14 protein-coding genes and 2 pseudogenes are annotated in these 17,714 nt (G+C 64.6%); 8 read left to right on the top strand and 8 right to left on the bottom strand.

From position 1 onward, the window contains the following. Nucleotides 1-27: 27 nt before the first annotated feature. The 5 genes from ACTHN9_RS13500 to rng all read left to right on the top strand — a co-directional run bounded on the left by ACTHN9_RS13500 (nucleotide 28) and on the right by rng (nucleotide 3,907). Entirely contained in the window at nucleotides 28-720 is a 693-nt protein-coding gene (locus tag ACTHN9_RS13500; RefSeq protein ID WP_440537266.1) for a nicotinate-nucleotide adenylyltransferase, read from the top strand. A gap of 2 nt (nucleotides 721-722) precedes the next feature. Beyond that, nucleotides 723-1,199: a ribosome silencing factor gene (gene rsfS / locus ACTHN9_RS13495; protein ID WP_440537265.1), complete on the top strand. Its 477-nt coding sequence runs from the start codon at nucleotides 723-725 to the stop codon at nucleotides 1,197-1,199. A gap of 75 nt (nucleotides 1,200-1,274) precedes the next feature. Beyond that, nucleotides 1,275-1,745, top strand: coding sequence for a 23S rRNA (pseudouridine(1915)-N(3))-methyltransferase RlmH (gene rlmH, locus ACTHN9_RS13490; protein WP_440537264.1), 471 nt, complete (start codon nucleotides 1,275-1,277; stop codon nucleotides 1,743-1,745). Nucleotides 1,746-1,794: 49 nt separating this feature from the next. After that, on the top strand, nucleotides 1,795-2,430 hold the full coding sequence (locus ACTHN9_RS13485) for a Maf family protein (RefSeq protein ID WP_440537263.1): 636 nt from the start codon (nucleotides 1,795-1,797) through the stop codon (nucleotides 2,428-2,430). 13 nt (nucleotides 2,431-2,443) lie between these two features. Next, complete coding sequence (gene rng, locus ACTHN9_RS13480) at nucleotides 2,444-3,907, top strand: ribonuclease G (RefSeq protein WP_440537262.1); 1,464 nt, start codon at nucleotides 2,444-2,446, stop codon at nucleotides 3,905-3,907. 90 nt (nucleotides 3,908-3,997) lie between these two features. Here rng and ACTHN9_RS13475 read toward each other — a convergent pair whose 3' ends face one another. Continuing rightward, on the bottom strand, nucleotides 3,998-4,249 hold the full coding sequence (locus ACTHN9_RS13475; RefSeq protein ID WP_440537261.1) for a hypothetical protein: 252 nt from the start codon (nucleotides 4,247-4,249) through the stop codon (nucleotides 3,998-4,000). 228 nt (nucleotides 4,250-4,477) lie between these two features. Between ACTHN9_RS13475 and ACTHN9_RS13470 the strand changes: the two genes are divergently transcribed. After that, nucleotides 4,478-4,636: a hypothetical protein gene (locus tag ACTHN9_RS13470; RefSeq protein WP_440537260.1), complete on the top strand. Its 159-nt coding sequence runs from the start codon at nucleotides 4,478-4,480 to the stop codon at nucleotides 4,634-4,636. Between the two features lie 54 nt (nucleotides 4,637-4,690). Further along, complete coding sequence (locus ACTHN9_RS13465) at nucleotides 4,691-5,005, top strand: hypothetical protein (protein ID WP_440537259.1); 315 nt, start codon at nucleotides 4,691-4,693, stop codon at nucleotides 5,003-5,005. A 23-nt stretch (nucleotides 5,006-5,028) separates the two neighbouring features. Here ACTHN9_RS13465 and msbA read toward each other — a convergent pair whose 3' ends face one another. Next, entirely contained in the window at nucleotides 5,029-6,813 is a 1,785-nt protein-coding gene (gene msbA, locus ACTHN9_RS13460; RefSeq protein WP_440537258.1) for a lipid A export permease/ATP-binding protein MsbA, read from the bottom strand. A gap of 230 nt (nucleotides 6,814-7,043) precedes the next feature. Here msbA and ACTHN9_RS13455 point away from each other — a divergent pair, with 230 nt between their 5' ends. After that, complete coding sequence (locus ACTHN9_RS13455; RefSeq protein ID WP_440537257.1) at nucleotides 7,044-7,850, top strand: glycosyltransferase family 2 protein; 807 nt, start codon at nucleotides 7,044-7,046, stop codon at nucleotides 7,848-7,850. 66 nt (nucleotides 7,851-7,916) lie between these two features. On the opposite strand, the gene ACTHN9_RS13450 is transcribed toward ACTHN9_RS13455, so the two are convergent. The 6 genes and pseudogenes from ACTHN9_RS13450 to dnaE all read right to left on the bottom strand — a co-directional run bounded on the left by ACTHN9_RS13450 (nucleotide 7,917) and on the right by dnaE (nucleotide 17,673). Further along, nucleotides 7,917-9,089, bottom strand: coding sequence for a glycosyltransferase family 9 protein (locus tag ACTHN9_RS13450; protein WP_440537256.1), 1,173 nt, complete (start codon nucleotides 9,087-9,089; stop codon nucleotides 7,917-7,919). 83 nt (nucleotides 9,090-9,172) lie between these two features. Beyond that, nucleotides 9,173-10,390: pseudogene (locus tag ACTHN9_RS13445) on the bottom strand (glycosyltransferase); the annotation flags it as partial. Continuing rightward, nucleotides 10,387-11,742, bottom strand: a complete 1,356-nt coding sequence (locus tag ACTHN9_RS13440; RefSeq protein WP_440537255.1) for an O-antigen ligase family protein — start codon at nucleotides 11,740-11,742, stop codon at nucleotides 10,387-10,389. The pseudogene ACTHN9_RS13445 and the gene ACTHN9_RS13440, both read right to left, overlap by 4 nt. Before the next feature lie 178 nt (nucleotides 11,743-11,920). Then, a complete protein-coding gene (locus ACTHN9_RS13435; RefSeq protein WP_440537254.1) occupies nucleotides 11,921-12,928 on the bottom strand; it encodes a glycosyltransferase family 9 protein in 1,008 nt (335 codons plus the stop codon). A gap of 65 nt (nucleotides 12,929-12,993) precedes the next feature. After that, nucleotides 12,994-14,070, bottom strand: a pseudogene (locus tag ACTHN9_RS13430) (glycosyltransferase); the annotation flags it as partial. Nucleotides 14,071-14,121: 51 nt separating this feature from the next. Further along, nucleotides 14,122-17,673: a DNA polymerase III subunit alpha gene (gene dnaE, locus ACTHN9_RS13425; RefSeq protein WP_440537294.1), complete on the bottom strand. Its 3,552-nt coding sequence runs from the start codon at nucleotides 17,671-17,673 to the stop codon at nucleotides 14,122-14,124. Nucleotides 17,674-17,714: the final 41 nt, after the last annotated feature.

Here is a 17,714-nt window from a genome sequence, read left to right as displayed (position 1 = left end):
TCTCGTCCCGCTGCCGAGACGCGGCCGATGCTGCCGCGCCGCGTCGGCCTGCTCGGCGGCACGTTCGATCCGATTCACAACGGACACCTGGCGCTTGCGCGCCGCTTCGCCGAGCAGCTCGCGCTGACGGAACTCGTGCTGCTGCCGGCCGGGCAGCCGTATCAGAAATCGGGCGTATCGGCGGCGCGGCACCGTTTGGCGATGACGCGCGCGGCGGCCGCCTCGCTGGTGCTGCCGGGGGTCGCGGTGACGGTCGCGACCGACGAAATCGAGCAGACGGGGCCGACCTACACGGTCGACACGCTTGCCCGCTGGCGCGCCCGCGAGGGGGCCAACGCATCGCTTTCGTTGCTCATCGGCGCGGATCAGCTGTTGCGGCTCGACACTTGGCGCGACTGGCGGCGGCTATTCGAATTCGCGCATATCGGCGCCGCCACGCGTCCCGGCTTCGACTTGTCGAGCTTATCGCCGGCGTTGGCGAGCGAACTCGGTCCTCGCCGGGCGGACGCCGCCACGCTGCGCAGTACGAGCGCGGGACATCTGCTTATCGACGACACATTGGCACTCGACGTCTCGGCTACCGACATCCGCGCTCACGTAAAAGCGCGGCTCGCGCACGAGAACGCGGGCCAGGCCGGCGCGGCGTCCGCGGCGGCCGCCGAGCCGATCCCGCAGGCCGTCTGGGACTATATTCTTCAACATCACTTGTATCACCGGTAACCATGGACATCCGCAAACTGCAACGCGCGATCGTAGACGCTCTCGAAGACGTCAAGGCGCAAGACATTCGAGTCTTCAACACGAGCCATCTGACGGAGCTGTTCGACCGTGTCGTCGTCGCAAGCGGCAACTCGAACCGGCAAACGAAGGCGCTCGCCTCCAGCGTCCGCGAAAAGGTGAAGGAAGCCGGCGGCGACATCGTCAGCACCGAGGGCGAGGACATCGGCGAATGGGTGCTCGTCGATTGCGGCGACGCGATCGTGCACATCCTGCAACCGGCGCTGCGCCAGTACTACAACCTCGAAGAAATCTGGGGCGACAAGCCCGTTCGGGTGAAGCTTGCGAATACGAGCCCGTTCGCGGGTGCACGTGCGAGCGAGCCCGAAGACGAAGACGACGAAGACGCCGCGCCTGCCGTCAAGCCCGCGAGCAAGAGCCCGGCCCGCAAGAGCGTCGCTCGCAAGACGAGCGCCAAGTAACGACGCCGCCGCCGAACACGCCGCCGCAGGCATGCGCTTCGCGCCTGCGCGCGCCGCTCGGCGCCTCGCCCGACCATGAAACTCCACATTCTGGCCGTCGGCCACAAGATGCCCGATTGGATCGCGGCCGGCTTCGACGAGTATGCGAAGCGGATGCCGCCCGAATTGCGCATCGAACTGCGAGAAATCAAACCGGAGCAGCGCACGAGCAGCCGCTCGGCGCAAAGCGTCATGGCGGCGGAGCGTCAACGGATCGAAGCCGCCCTGCCCAAGACGGCGCGCATCGTCGCGCTCGATGAGCGCGGCCGCGACTGGACGACGATGCAATTGGCCGGCGCCCTGCCCGACTGGCAGCGCGAGGGCCGCGACGTGGCGTTCGTGATCGGTGGCGCGGACGGCCTCGATCCCGCGATCAAGGCGCGCGCTGAACTGCTGCTGCGTGTGTCGAGTCTGACCTTGCCGCATGGCATGGTTCGCGTGCTGCTTGCGGAACAGCTTTACCGCGCGTGGAGCATCACGCAGAATCACCCCTATCACCGCGCTTGAAGCGGCGTCCGTTCTCGTAACCGGGCGCCTACGCCCAACGAGAACATTTATGTCGCAGCCGAGTCACCGCGCTTCCCTGTATCCCTTTATTTACCTCGCTTCGCAGAGCCCGCGCCGGCGCGAATTGCTGGCGCAGCTCGGCGTACGCGTCGAGTTGTTGCTGCCGCGGCCCGACGAAGATGCCGAAGCGCTCGAAGCCGAACTGCCGGGCGAATCGGCACACGCGTATGTGCAACGCGTGTGCGTGGCCAAGGCCGAAGCGGCGCGTGCGCGGCTCGTGGCAGGCGGCCATGCGCCGGCGCCGGTACTCGTCGCCGATACGACCGTGACGATCGACGACGCCATCCTCGGCAAGCCGAACGACGTCGAGCATGCCGTGCAGATGCTGGCCCGCCTCGCCGGCCGCGAACACGAAGTGCTCACGGCGGTCGCCGTCATCGACGCGCAAGGCACCCTGCTGCTCCCGGCGCTGTCGTGCTCGACCGTGCGCTTCGCGCAAGCGCCGCTCACCGCATTGACGCGCTATGCGATGACGGGCGAACCGCTGGGCAAAGCGGGCGCCTATGGGATTCAAGGCCGTGCCGCCGAGTTCATCGAGCGAATCGACGGATCCTATTCGAGTATCATGGGTCTGCCCCTATTTGAGACGGCCGCGTTGTTGCGTCAAGCGCGCGTCGACTTCTAACACCGCCGCCGACATGAACGAAGAAATCCTAATCAATGTCACGCCGCAAGAGACGCGCGTTGCGCTGATCCAGCAAGGATCGGTGCAGGAGTTGCACGTCGAACGCACCCTGTCTCGCGGCCGCGTCGGCAACGTCTATCTCGGCAAGGTCGTGCGTGTGCTGCCCGGCATGCAGTCGGCCTTTATCGACATCGGTCTCGAGCGTGCAGCCTTTTTGCACGTGGCCGACATCTGGCATCCGCGCCTGGCCGGCGAGCATGCCGCGCCGCAACAACCGATCGAAAAGATCGTGTTCGAAGGCCAGACGCTCACGGTGCAAGTGATCAAGGATCCAATCGGCACGAAAGGCGCGCGCCTGTCGACGCAGATCAGCATCTCGGGCCGCACGCTCGTCTATCTTCCGCAAGAGCCGCATATCGGCATTTCGCAAAAGATCGAGAGCGAGGCCGAGCGCGAGGCGATCCGCGCCCGTTTGACGGCCGTGCTGCCGGCCGACGAAAAAGGCGGCTACATCGTGCGCACGATCGCCGAAGATGCCACGAGCGAAGAATTGGCGAGCGACGTTGCCTATCTGCGCAAGACCTGGGCGACCGTGGTCGCGCAAGCGCAGCGTTTGCCGCCCACGAGCTTGCTCTACCAAGATTTGAATTTGTCGCAGCGGGTGCTGCGCGACTTCGTCACCGACGAAACATCGCGTATCCAAGTGGATTCGCGCGAAACGTACCAGATGCTGTCCGAGTTCGCCGCGGAATTCACGCCGGCCGTGAGTTCCAAGCTGCATCACTACACGGGCGAACGACCGCTGTTCGATCTATACAACATCGAGACCGAGATTCAGCGCGCGCTGTCGCGTCGCGTCGATTTGAAATCGGGCGGCTATTTGATGATCGATCAGACCGAGGCGATGACGACGATCGACGTCAATACGGGTGGCTACGTCGGTGCGCGCAACTTCGACGACACGATCTTCAAGACGAATCTCGAAGCCGCGCATACGATCGCGCGGCAGCTTCGGCTGCGCAATCTCGGCGGCATTATCATCATCGATTTCATCGACATGGAGAACGCGGAACATCGCGATGCCGTGCTCGGCGAGTTGAAGAAAGCGCTCTCGCGCGACCGCACGCGCTCGACGGTGAACGGCTTCTCGCAGCTCGGGCTCGTGGAGATGACACGCAAGCGCACGCGCGAATCGCTCGCGCACGTGCTGTGCGAGCCTTGCCCCGTGTGCGAGGGTAAAGGTCAGGTGAAGACGCCGCGAACCGTTTGCTACGACGTATTGCGTGAAATTTTGCGGGAATCGCGCCAGTTCAATCCGCGCGAATTTCGCGTCGTCGCGTCGCAGCAAGTGATCGATTTGTTTCTGGACGAGGAATCGCAGCATCTGGCGATGCTGATCGATTTCATCGGCAAGCCCGTCTCGCTACAGGTGGAATCGAATCTGAGCCAGGAACAGTACGATATTGTGTTGATGTAGCGCCGGCGCGGTCCCGCCCTCTTTATGCATCGCTCGCAACAAACCTAAGCGCTCTCGAAAAAGGGCGGCCAAGCCGCCCTTCGCCCGAAATCAGTGGCGATCATGCCACCCGCCGTGCCCGCGGCCATGTCCGTGCCAATGATCGCGATCTCCGTCGCCGAACCCGAAGCCGATCCCGATCGACGGCTCCGCGTAACCCGGGTAATAAGCGTAGCCCGGCTGGTAATAGTCGTACCCATAACCGTAAGCCGGCTGCGCTGGCGCCACGACACACCCCGTCAGCGACCCGCTCAACGCCACGGCCGCAAGGGAAACCGTTAGGATGCCGAACGACTTTCTCATGATTCTCCTCCTGTTGTCCCTTAGAGAAACATCATGCGCTACGCGTTCGATCGGCAGATGTGTCAGCGCGTAAAAGGTGTAATGCCTGCTGTAATACGCGGGGCCAGCCGAGCCACGCACACGGTGCGAAGGGCTAATACGGGCCAAATCGCCGCGCGACCGCTTCATTCGCGCTCGCCGCGAAATCTCCTAGAATTTTCTTAGCGAAGAGTTTGCAAGGAGAGCGTCATGGCCCAATCGGTCGCGGACCTCGTCGTCGGTATCGTTTTGCTGATCGCCGTGGTCGTCATCGTCGCTTCGCATTACCACCGCGAGCACCAAAGGGCGCGATGGCTGCATCGGATGGACAACAACAGGCTGTGGGACAGACTCAGGCATCGCCACTGACGTAGGCCTGCAATCGGCATTCCGAAGAATCGTATGCGGCACCGGAGAAACGAGATGCCCGAAGATGACGCCCTCTGGCAGATGACTCAATACGAAGGCTTTGAAATCCACGTCGCGCCGCTCGAGCGCGAGCACGAAGAACACGTGCCCCTGCCAGCGGCGGAAAGCTACACCTATATCGGCTACGTCTGCCATCCGGGCGCCGACCCGAAGCTGCCCGGCCACGCGGTGCCGTTTCACGCGGATGGCGACGTCGGCTTTGCCAGCGCGGCCGATGCGCTCGACGAAGGCATGCACGTCGGCCGGACGATCGTGGACGGGACCCATCCCGACCTGACCGTCCTACCGCTCGTCACGAGCGGCGTCTGACGCTAGCGACGCTTAAGCCGCTTTCAAGCAGCCTGCTGTTGATACTGAATTCGATGCAAATGCGCGTACAGCCCGTCTTGCCGCACCAGCGCATCGTGGCTGCCCTGCTCGACGATGCGGCCCGCTTCCATGACGAGGATCCGATCGGCACGCTCGATCGTCGATAACCGGTGCGCGATGACGAGCGTGGTCCGTCCCTTCATCAAGGTCTCGAGCGCCGCTTGCACGTGGCGCTCGGATTCGGAATCGAGCGCGGAAGTGGCTTCGTCCAAGATCAAGATCGGCGCGTCCTTATACAGCGCGCGCGCGATCGCCAACCGCTGGCGTTGACCGCCCGACAAGCGCATGCCGTTGCCGCCGACATGCGTGTCCATCCCTTCCGGCATGGCTTGGACGGTGTCCCATAGGTTCGCCGCGGCGAGCGCCGCCTGCACCCGCGCACGATCGGCCGTGCCGCCGTAGGCCACATTGGCGGCGATGGTGTCGTTGAACAGCACGACGTCTTGGCTCACCATCGCGATCTGGCTGCGCAGCGCGTGCACGTCGTATTCGTGGATCGGCACGCCGTCGACGAGAATGCGCCCGCTCGTCGGCGCGAAAAAGCGCGGCAGCAGATTGACGAGCGTCGTCTTGCCGCTGCCCGACGGGCCGGCCAGCGCGATCATTTCTCCCGGCTTGGCGACGAACGACACGTGGTCGAGCGTCAATCGATCGGTGGCGCCATAGGCGAAAGTCACGTCGTCGAACGCGATCTCGCCGCGCGCATTTTGCAGCGGCGTAGTGCCCCCTGCCGGCTCGAGCGGTTCGTCGATGAGGCCGATGATGAATTCCGCCGCCGTGACGCCGCGTTGGAGCGGCTGGTTCACGTCGATCAAATGCTTGAGCGGCGAGATCACGAGCAACATCGACGTGACGAAGGCCACAAAGCCCCCGACCGTCGTTTGATTGTGCGCCGACTGCACGACCGCGATGGTGATCACGATCGCGAGCGCGAACGAGGCGAGAATCTGCGTGAGCGGTTGGGCGAGCCCGCCCGCCACCGTCATCCGCATGGCGTAGCCGCGCAAGCGCTGGCTCATTGCCGCGAAGCGATTCATCTCGTACGCCTCGCCGTTGTGGATCTTGACAACTTTGTACCCGGCGACCGTTTCCTCGACGATGTACGACAATTCGTTCGTCAGCGTTTGCTGCTCGCGGCCGAGGCGGCGCAGCCGCCGGTTGATCTTGCTCACGAGCCAGCCGATGCCGGGCAAAATCAACGCGACGATCAACGTCAGGCGCCAATTCAAATAGAACAAATAGCCGAGCAGGAAGAAGACCGACAGCGAATCGCGCACGAGCGTCACCATCACGCTCGTCAGCACGCCCAGGATCTGATTGACTTCGAAGACGATCGCATTGATGACCGTGCTCGCCGTCTCGCGTTGAAAGAACGTCGCGCTCGTGTGAATCATTCGCTGGAACATATCGAGCCGCAACTGCAGCAAGATGCGGTTCGATACATACGACAGTAGATACTGCGACGCATACTGCGACACGCCGCGCACGATCGCGAGCCCGATCACCGCGAGCGGGACATACCACTTCGCGTGTTCGTTTGCGTGCTGCCCGAAGCCGTGGTCGAGCAAGGGCTTGAGCAGCGCCGGAATACCGGCGTCGGTGGCGGCCGATAGGCCCATCGATGCGACGGCGAGCACCAATACCCAGACGACCGGCTTCAGATAGGGCCACAGCCGCCGCATGACGGCCGGCGTCGACGATGCTTGCTCGCCGCCGATCGTTTTTCTTAAAGTGGCTCGGTTTTCCAATGGGTTCCTTACGTGGTTGCGCGTGCTCGCCGCGGCTTGGGTCGGCTTGGGTCGTCTTGCCCATCGGCGCGCATGGGCCGCGCGCGAAGACCTCCCCGCACGCCGATGCACGCGGCGCCTCGCAGCGCGAAAGCGACACATTATAAGGCCGCTCGGCGCCGCCCACGGGCGGCGTGGCGCATCCGCGGTCGGTATACTGGCGCCTTTTCCGACCATCGAGCGCATCCGCCGTGAATTCGCCGCAGACCGCATCCGCTCGCGCACCGCGCGCCTCGCTAGGCGTCGCCATCATCGCGCTCAACGCGCAAGCGAGGCTCGCGCAGTGTCTCGAAGCGCTACGCTTTGCCGACGAGATCGTCGTCGTCGATGGCGGCAGTACCGACGATACTGTGTCGATCGCGCGCGGGCTCGGGGCGCGCGTCGTCGTCGCGTCCGACTGGCCCGGCTTCGGTCCTCAAAAGAACCGCGCCGTCGCGGAACTCGGCACCGATTGGATCGTCTCGATCGACACCGATGAGGTCGTGACGCCCGAACTCGCCTCGTCCATTCGCCAGGCCATCGATTCGCCCACGGCGCAGGTCTATGCGCTCGATCGCCTCTCGAGTTTTTGCGGACATTGGGTCCGCCATAGCGGCTGGTATCCGGACTGGGTGCCGCGCCTGTTCAAACGCGGCGCGGCGCGCTTCTCGGACGATTTGGTGCATGAGCGGCTCGTATTCGACGCACCGGTACAGCGGCTCGCCGGCCGCCTGCTGCACTACTCCTACGACGATTTCGAAACGGTGCTGCGAAAAGTGGATGCCTACTCGAGCGCCGGCGCGCGGCAGCGCCACGCGGCCGGCAAGCGCGGCGGGTTCGGGCGGGCCGTGGCGCGCGGCTTGTGGGCGTTCGTTCGAACCTATCTGCTGCGCGGCGGCATCTTGGATGGGCGCAGCGGCTTCATGATCGCCGTGTTCAACGCCGAAACGGTTTACTACCGATTCCTCAAGCTATCGTTGGCGGCGCAAGGCGAGCGCGGCGAGTCGCCGCGCCCGTAGGGGCCGTAAGGGCCGTAAGGGCCATAGGGGCCGCGACGGCCGCAGCGGCCACACGCCGCGCGGCGCTCAATCGCGTTCGACCTTGAGCCGAATTACACTCGCCCCACCGCCCGCATCGGCGGGCCGCGGCAAGTCGAGCAACTGGGCGGCCGCGTCGGTCACACGAGAGACTGCCATGCCGGTCAGGCATTGGCTTTCGCTATCGCGGTGTCGATCGCACCCCTCGAAGCCGCAGGGCACGCACGTGCCCTCGCCCTGAAGCAAATACACATTGCCGCGCCGCGCCGAGCCGACGTGCGGCCACGGTTCCTGGCCCGCGGGCCATCCGGCCGGCCAGGGCCCCCAGCGCACGGGATTGGACGGTCCGAACAATGCGATCGTCGGCGTACCGCTGGCTGCCGCGATATGCGTGGCGCCGGTGTCCGGCCCGATAAAGAGCTTAGCGCGCCGTATCAATTCGGCCGTTTCCCCCAGCCGAAGCTGGCCGACGAGGTTTAAGACGGGCTCGCCCGCCGCCGCGACGACACGCGCCGCGTACTCGACCTCGGCGGCGGCCGGACCGCCGCTCAACGCGACGGCGTAGCCGCGCTCGCGCAGCCACCCGATCATCGCAACCCAACCGTCCAGACGCCATTGCTTGTAGCGGTACATCGGATACGGGTGCAGGACGACGAACGCTCGCCCCTGCAAGGGCGCAAGCCGGGCATCGAACGCCGCGCGCATGCCCGGCTCGTCGGCCACCCCGGGGGCGACCACTTCGGCATGCGGCGACACGCCGATGAGCGGCGTCAGCGCAAGGTTGCTCGTGACGGTGTGGACGCGCTTGTGCTCGTCGAGCGCCGTGCGGTCGAGCAGGAATCGGCTCAGACGGTTAGCGCGATGCGGTTCCATGAGCCCCACTCGCTTGCGCGCGCCTGCCCAGGCGTAAAGGCGGCTGGTCGACGACCCGATCGTGGCGCAAGCGAGGTCGTACTGTCGCCAAAGGCGAGCGGCCTCGATCAGCCGCCGCCATAACGGCGCATGGCGTGCCACGCCAATCACGCGGCGCAGGTCGGGGTTGTTTTCGAGCACCCCTTCCGTGCCTTGGTAGACGAGCATGTCGATCTGCGCCTGCGGCCATTGCCGTTTGATCGAACGTACGAGCGCGGTGCTCAGCAAGACGTCGCCGATGCGTTGCGTACACACGATCAGCACCGAACGCGGGACGCGCGCGAAGGAGAGCGGGGAGGTCCGATTCATGGCCGTCAGCGCGCCGATATTTGCTCGTTGTCAGGCCGGGCGGGGGCGGACGGAACCGCACTCTGCGGTGCCCCGTGCCGCTCCGAGCGCCTTAACAGTTCCTCCATCACCGCCCACATACGCCGATTCGCACTTGGCGGCGCCAACGTCTCGACTTTGGCCGTGGCCTTCTCGATGGAGGCGTCACGCAAGGCCGGATCGACGACAAACCGCTCGATCGCGTCCGCCATTGCGTCCGCGTCGCCCGGTGCGACCAACAATCCGGCGCCATCGCCGAGCAGATCCCGAGGGCCGGTCGGGCAATCGGTGGCGATCACAGCGGTGCCGAGTGCCATCGCTTCGGCCAATACCATCGGCAACCCTTCATATCGGCTGCTCAAGACCAGCATGTCGGCCGCGCGCACATACGGAAAGGGATTCGCGCAGAAGCCGAGGAAATGGACGAACCGGGCGATTCCAAGTTCGGCGGCTAGCGACTCGAGCGCGGAACGGGCAGGCCCCTCCCCAAGCAAGACCAGATCGCCCACCCTCGCCTGCCGAGCGCGAACGAGCGCGTAGGCCCGCAGCAAAGTGCGGTGATCCTTCTGGCTATCGTCGAGCCTTGCCGAGCAGACGATGAACGGCATCGCCGGCAGTTCGACTTGCGCATCCGCACGCCGCCGGATGTCTTCGAGATCGAAGACGTTCGGCAAGTCGACAATGGCAGTCGATCGGCCGGCGAAGAACCGCTCGGCCTCGCGCCGCATCGCGGGCGCCAGCACGCCGATTGCGGTGTAGCGCTCCAATTGCCCGATCCGGCGCGACAGGTACGCGGCGCTCTTTTGTGCCCAACGCACCGAAAAACTATAGTGACTCACGCCCAGCCATGGAATCGAGCCGCGTCCCGCAATGCGCCGGAACGTCAAATCGAAATCGCAAACCGCATCCGCGGCCTGGGCAAGTTTCAGAAAGCGACGCGCGACGATCGGCCGAATCGCCGCATGGGTCGACAGCTTGTAGAGCAGCTTCTCCCCGAAGCGCAGCTTGCGTTCCCGTTGCGTCTGGTGCAACCGATGCATCCACGGCGACGACGCCAAGATATGCACCGGCACATCCGCCGGAAAGCCTTGCGCCCGCCAGTGGTCGAAATCGCTCGTGGGAAAGGTCACGGCGAGACTCGGCGCGAACAGGCGCCGGTCGAGCGCGTTGAGCCAGCCGATCAGCGCCGTCTCCGTGCCGCCACGGCCGAAATCGTCGATATGGAACAGGATGCGCAGCGGCGGGGGCGACGCGTTCGGCTGTGCTTCGGACATGTCGCTCATGCGCCGGTCGAGACGTTTTTATGATCGTGAACGCCACGGATCGACACGCTTTGCGCCTCGCCGGCCAACGTGCCTTGCGCGACGCTCGCTGCCGCCACGCCCGCATAGCCCGCCTCCGCGCGTTCGCGCTTGCGCGCCTCGATCCATGCCAGCAAGGTGGCGCCGGTCAAGGCGAAGAACGCCGCATTCATGACGAGCGTCAGCACGTCGATGGTCAAGCCGAAAATGAGCGTACTGCCGGAGAGCATCATGCCCATATAGGCCGCTGTCGCGATGTCGGGGTCTTGGTTGTGCCGCTCTCGCCAAAACGGAAGAAACGTTCCCGCGTACAACGAGAGGAGCGCGAATACACCGACCGTCCCCATTTCGGCGAGAACCGAGAAGAATTCGCTGTGCGCCCGCCCGTTGATGATGAACTCGGGCCCTTCGCCTTTCATCACCAGCGAACGCATCGCCGATTCCAGCCGGCCGCGACCCACGCCGAACACCGGTTCATGCGCGTAGAGCCGGACGGCGGAGCGCCAAAGATCGAGACGCGTGCCGGTGGAAGTATCGGCGTCGCCCCGTTGGAAGGCGTGCAGATCCGAGCCGAACGCCAAGATTCGCGTTCGCACGACGTGCGTGCTGCCCACCGCCGCCACGCAAACGAACAAAACGCAAAGGATCGGCCAACGCGCTTTGACGAACCAGTGTCGCCCCGTGATGGCCGCCCAGACCAGAAACGGCAAGGCGAGCCAGCCTCCGCGCGCCCCGGAAGCGTAGGATGCGTAGCACCCGGCTAACAGCGCGAGCAGCCGTATGGCGAGCTCGGGCCACTTGACGGAGCCATCGCGGCTCATTGCCCCGAAGCCCAAGAAGCCCAAAATGAGCGCGGTGTCGCCGAACGGAATGGGGTTGGTGAACGTATTGCCGACGCGCGACACGCCATATGCCACGTTGGGGTGCGCGAACTGATAGAGCGTCCATCCGCCGGCCAGCAAGGCGCCGACCACGCAGCCCCATCCGACGTACCTGAGCTGCCGCGATTCCAACGACGAAAGGAAGAAAAAGCTCGGGACGACGAGCGCCAACCTTAGCAGAGGATCGAGCGCGGGAAACGTGCCCGTGCGAAGCACGGCGATCTGAAAAATGACGACGAGCGGCATGCCGAGCATCGCCCAAACCCACAGACGATTGCGACGATAAACCAGTGCCGCGCGCGCTCGGTTCGCGCCATGGCACAAGTAGACGAGAGATAGCGCCAGGACGACGAAAAAACAGTAGCCGGTGCCCCCTCTCATCGACAGCATCAGAGCCGGAGACAAAGCGAGCGCCGCCGTCGCAACGATACCCAACGTTCTTGCGGTATTCATCGAATCAAACTTCCTACATCGGTTGGCATGCGGACATCCATGCCGGGTCGAGCAAGCCGGCGCGCGGCGCGGCCATGAGCAAAACGGGCATTATATCCGGTCGACCCGGGCCGACTGCCCGAGCCCGAGCCGCTTGGCCGATTGAGAGGACCGCCGATGCGCGAGCACCGACGGTGGATCATTGCGACACCAGAATGTGCTCGTCCAGCAGTCGTTCGACCGCCTCGGCCGCGGCATCGGCCGAAATCGCATCGACGCGAGCACCGGCGCGAGCACCGGCGCGCAGCAGCACATGCGCAATACCCAGCGGATACCAGCGCAAGAATTTCTCGGGACGATTCTCGAAAAACGCGACTGCGGGCAGATGCAACCCCGCTGCCAGATGAATGGGTGCGCTGTCGGCGGAGACGACCACGTCGAGCAAGCTCATCGCGGCAATCAGATCCGCGACCGTCGGCGGCTCAATGACGCGCGCGGCCGAGGCCGCCAAGCGTTCCGTGGCGAGACGATCGATCGGATCGCGAAAAACGATCGGCTCGGCCCGCTCGCCGAGCGCACGCGTCAATCGGAGCCAATTGTCCTCGGGCCAGCGCCGCTCGTCGGCCTTGTTCGAGACGAACAGCCCGACTCTGGGCCGAGTGTTCTCCCCCAGCACGCCTCGCCACTTCGCCTGCAGCGCGCGATCGGGATACACGTAGGGTTTGAGCGTCTCGGCGGCGATCGTCCCGAGTTCCGGCACGAGGCGGAAGCCGGACAGCGCTTCGTGCGCCATGGGACGGCTCGTGCGATGCTCGGGCTTGCGATCGTCGAACTCGGACCCGGCATCGTGCCAGCGGCAATCGCGCACTCTGAGCTGCCGCGCGAATTGGATACTGTTCTTGTGCATGCCGCCGTTCGGCACGATCAGCAAGTCGAACCGCAGACGCCGCAAGCGCCGGAGCAACGCCAGCCGATCGACGATCATGTTCAGCAAGCCGGGACGCACGTTGCGCTCAGTGTGCTTGCTATAGACGTAGGTATGCACCGCGCTGACGTCGGGATTACCCTCGAGCACCGCCCGATTGGCCTTGTTGGCCAATACATGGATTTGAGCGGCGGGCCATTTTTGCTTAAGCGCGTGCAGCAGCGGTGTAGTGCACACCATGTCGCCTAAGAAGTCGATTCGAATGACAAGGATGCGTTTCATATCTGGGAGCGCGTATCGTCGCCGTGCGACTCGGCCGACGCGGGCGACGCCGGAGCCGACGAAGCGCGGGCGCGATGCGCCCCCACCTGCGCGGCAAGCTCGAGCAGCGCGCGCACGTGCGATGCGACGCCGGCATCGTAACGCAAGGCGTCGCGTGCGAGTTCGGCCGGCGTGCCGCTCGCGTCTTGGCGCCGCGCCCGCACGACCCGATCGAGCATCGCGCGCAAATCGTCCACGTCGCCGGCTTTGAAAACCGATTTGGCATGCTCCGCGATGGCATCGCAGCAACCGATGTTGTCGGAGAGAATGACGGGCGTGCCGCACATGACGGATTCGACGCCGACCAAGCCGAACGGCTCGTATTTCGAGGCAAGAATCGTGAAATCGGCGGCGCGGTACGCTTGTTCGAGATCCTTGACGTAGCCGATATAGCGGATGCGCGGGTCGGTCGACGTGGATTTACGCCCGGCCACCGCGACCACGACAGGCAGATCGAGATCGCGCAACGCGGCTTCGATCAGCGGCAGTCCCTTGCGATCGTGGCTGCTCGACGGAAACAACAACACCGTTTCGTTATCGGCGAAACCGAACCGCTTGCGCAATGCGGCGCGAGCCGCGTGCTCGCAGGGTTGGAACCGCGCGGATTCCACGGGCGGGAACATCACGCGCACTTTGGCTTCATCGAGGCCGTACAGCTCGACCAGCTCGTCGCGCATCTGCACAGAATGCGCCACGACGATTTCCGCGCGCGCGTACTGCCGCGCTTCCAGTGCGATCTGCCAGCGGTCGGACCGCTTAGGCGTGCGGCCGATCGCCCTGAGAAACCCGCGATGCGTGCCGCCGCAGATCGCGATTTCCGACGAATCGACACGGTTGCAGCCGATCAGTACATCGACACCTGCGGCGCGTTTCTCGCTGCGCACGCGCCAAGAAAACCAATGATCGCGCAGCTTGCCCGGTAAAAACGACACCCGGATCGGGCGCGCCTCGACGAGCCGGCTTTCCGGCAGCGTCGAATCGAATGTGCGTGCGAAGAACGTGGGTTTCACCCCTTGCTCCGCCATCGCACGCACCAAATCCATTGCGTATCGCTCGAGACCGCCGCCGTGAGACAGCGCGTTCGCCGAAATGCCGATTTTCATCGCGCGTGTCCGTCTATGCCAGGTGGATACATGTGCCGATCGCCGATCCGGTCAATAGACGATTTCGACGACACTGCCTGCGAACTCGCTGCGCAGGGCCGCGAGCAGATCGTCGCTCGGCCGCACCCGCCAGTCGTCGCCGAGGCGGAGATCGCCTTGCGCGCGATCGGTGCTGTAGGCGATCTGAACGTTCAACCCCAGGGGCGCGGACGGCCGCTGCCGTCCGGCATCGGCGCTCGCGCCGCGCGCCCCCGCACGGCCCGCTCCCGCCGGGGCGGCCGCCGGAACGTCCTGTGCCGGCGGCGGACTGTGCGCTTGCAGCACGCGCTTGAGCACCCCGGCGTCGGCATTGCCGTTCATCCGCACCTTGACGGCTTGCGCATAGCGGCTGCGCGCGCGCTCGAGATCCATCACGGTATCGACCGTGAAACGGATACCGCCCGTGAACGCATCGTTGCGCGCCTGCCCTTGCACCACCAAGAGTTCGTCTTCTTTGAACAGCGCCTTGTTCGCTTCGTACTGCTCGTTGAAGACGGTCACTTCGCATTGGCCGGTGCCATCGTCCACCAGCGCGATCAACATCTTGCCGCGCTGGGTCATCTGCGTGCGCAGCGACGCGATGATGCCGGCGACGAGCTTGTCGCGCCCTTCCTTCAGATCGGCCAGCTTCATGCGCACGAAGCGGCGCACTTCGTCCTTGTAGGCATCGAACAAATGCCCCGAGAGATAGAAGCCGAGCGCCGTTTTCTCTTCCTGCAACTTGCGTTTGTCGTGCCAAGCGGGCTCGTCGACGAGTTCGTGCCCTCGCGACGGTGCATCGCCCATGTCGAACAGTCCCGCCTGCATCGCATTGGCGCTGGCCTGTTCGGCCGCTTCCATCGCGAGCGGCACCGACGCGATCAGTTGCGCGCGGTTCGCGTGGATCGAATCGAACGCGCCGGCCCGGATCAACGCTTCGATCGTGCGGCGATTCACGACGCGCCGATCGATCCGCGCGCAGAAATCGAACAGATCGGTGAACGGCCCGTCCTCCCGCGCCCGCAGGATTTCCTCGATCGCGTTCTGGCCGCTGCCCTTGACCGCACCGAGGCCGTAGCGGATCGTGCGCGAACGCTTGCCGTCCGCTTCCGCCACCGGCTCGAAACGATAGGCCGAACGATTGATGTCGGGCGGCAGAACCGCCATGCCGTTCGCCTTGCAATCGTCGTAGAGAATCTTGACCTTGTCCGTGTCGTCCATGGCCAAGCTCATGTTGGCCGCCATGAATTCCGCGGGGTGATGCGCCTTGAGCCACGCCGTGTAGTACGCCAGCAGCGCGTACGCGGCCGCGTGCGATTTGTTGAAGCCGTAGCCCGCGAATTTCTCCATCAAGTCGAAGATCTCGTCGGACTTCTCGCGAGTGAGACCGTTCTTCGCCGCGCCCTGGGCGAAGATCTCGCGATGCTGGGCCATCTCCTCGGCCTTCTTCTTACCCATCGCGCGACGCAGCAAATCGGCGCCGCCGAGCGAGTAACCGCCGATGATCTGCGCCATCTGCATCACCTGCTCCTGATAGACCATGATGCCGTAGGTCTCTTTCAGAACAGGTTCGACACGCGGATCGGGGTACTCCACGACCTCGCGTCCGTGCTTACGCGCGCAAAAGCTCGGGATCAGATCCATCGGGCCCGGGCGGTAGAGCGCCACAAGCGCGATGATGTCCTCGAAGCGGTCGGGCTGCGCGTCCTTCAGCATGCCTTGCATGCCGCGGCTTTCCAGCTGGAACACGGCAACCGTATTCGCTTTCTTGAGGATGGAGAACGAGGCGGGATCGTCCAGCGGCACCTGTGCGAGCGACCAATCGGCCTTGGACGAGTCGAGCCGGCGAATATAACGCTCGGCCCAATCGAGGATCGTCAGCGTCGTCAGGCCCAAGAAGTCGAACTTGACGAGACCGACCGCTTCGACGTCGTCCTTGTCGTACTGGCTCACGACGCCGCCGTCGTCGCCTTGCGTGTAGAGCGGACAGAAATCGGTCAGCTTGCCCGGCGCGATCAGCACGCCGCCCGCGTGCATCCCGACGTTGCGCGTCAAGCCTTCGACGCGCTGCGCCAGCTCGAGCAACTGCCGCACTTCGTCTTCGTTATCGTTGCGCTCTTGCAGCAGCGGCTCTTCCTTCATCGCATCGGCGATCGTCACGTGCTTGCCCGGCTTGAACGGGATCAGCTTCGCCACGCCGTCGGTGAAGTTGTAGCCGAGGTCGAGCACGCGGCCGATATCGCGCACGGCCGCCTTCGCCGCCATCGTGCCGAACGTGGCGATCTGCGACACCGCATCGGCCCCGTACTTGCCCTTCACATACTGAATGACGCGGTCGCGCCCTTCTTGGCAGAAGTCGATGTCGAAGTCGGGCATCGAGACCCGCTCCGGATTCAAGAAGCGCTCGAACAGCAGGTTGTAGCGCAGCGGATCGAGATCGGTAATGCCGAGCGCGTAAGCGACGAGCGAGCCGGCCCCCGAGCCGCGGCCAGGGCCCACGGGTACGCCGTTGTTCTTGGCCCAGTTGATGAAGTCGGCCACGATCAGGAAGTAGCCCGGGAAGCCCATCTTGACGATCGTGCCGCACTCGAAATCGAGCCGCTCGTAGTACTTCTCGCGCTCGCTCGCGCGCGCGGCCTCGTCGGGATACAGCTCGAGAAGACGTTTCTCCAGCCCTTCCTTCGACAACTGAACCAGATAATCGTCGAGCGACATGCCGTCCGGCGTCGGGAACAGCGGCAGCTTCGGTTTGCCCAGTTCGAGCGTCAAATTGCAGCGCTTGGCGATTTCGACGGTATTGGCGATCGCCGACGGAATATCGGCGAAGCGCTCCGCCATCTCGGCTTGCGTCGCGAAGCGCTGCTCCGCCGTGAAACGCTTGGGACGCCGCGCGTTCGCGAGAATGTCGCCTTCCGAGATGCACACGCGCGCTTCGTGCGCCGTGTAATCGTCCTCGGACATGAACTGAATCGGATGCGTGGCGACGACGGGCAGCTTCAACGCCGCCGCGAGCGCGATGGCTTGCTGCACGTAGGCTTCGCCGCCCGGCTGGCCGTAGCGCTGCAACTCGATATAGAACGCGTTCGGAAAGCGCGCGGCCCAGCGCTCGGCGTGGCGCCTTGCGGCCTGCTCGTTGCCGGCCGCGAGCGCCAGCCCGATGTCGCCTTGCTGCGCGCCCGACAACGCGATCAGCCCTTCGCCGAGCGGAGAATCGAGCCAGCCGGCGTCCACCTCGGCGCGCCCGCGGTACTGATTCGTCAGCCAGGCCTTTGTCAGCAGCTCGCACAAGTTGAGATAACCGCGACGGTCTTTGACGAGGAGCAGCAGGCGCGACGGCTTGTCGCGATCGTCGGGATTCATCACCCAGACGTCGCAGCCCGCGATCGGCTTCACGCCGTTGCCGCGGGCTTCCTTGTAGAACCGGACGAGACCGAACGCATTCGCGAGATCGGTCATAGCGAGCGCGCCCTGGCCGTCTTCGGCGGCGGCCTTGACGATATCGTCAAGCCGCACGATACCGTCGGCGATCGAGAATTCGGAGTGGACGCGGAGATGGACGAAGCGGGGATCTGACATGGGCGGTATTGTACCGGACGGCCGCTTCCCAGTTTGCGGGATAATAGCGG

Source organism: Trinickia sp. (assembly GCF_051953405.1).
GTDB lineage: Bacteria > Pseudomonadota > Gammaproteobacteria > Burkholderiales > Burkholderiaceae > Trinickia.
This window is presented reverse-complemented; position numbering and strand designations above follow the sequence as displayed.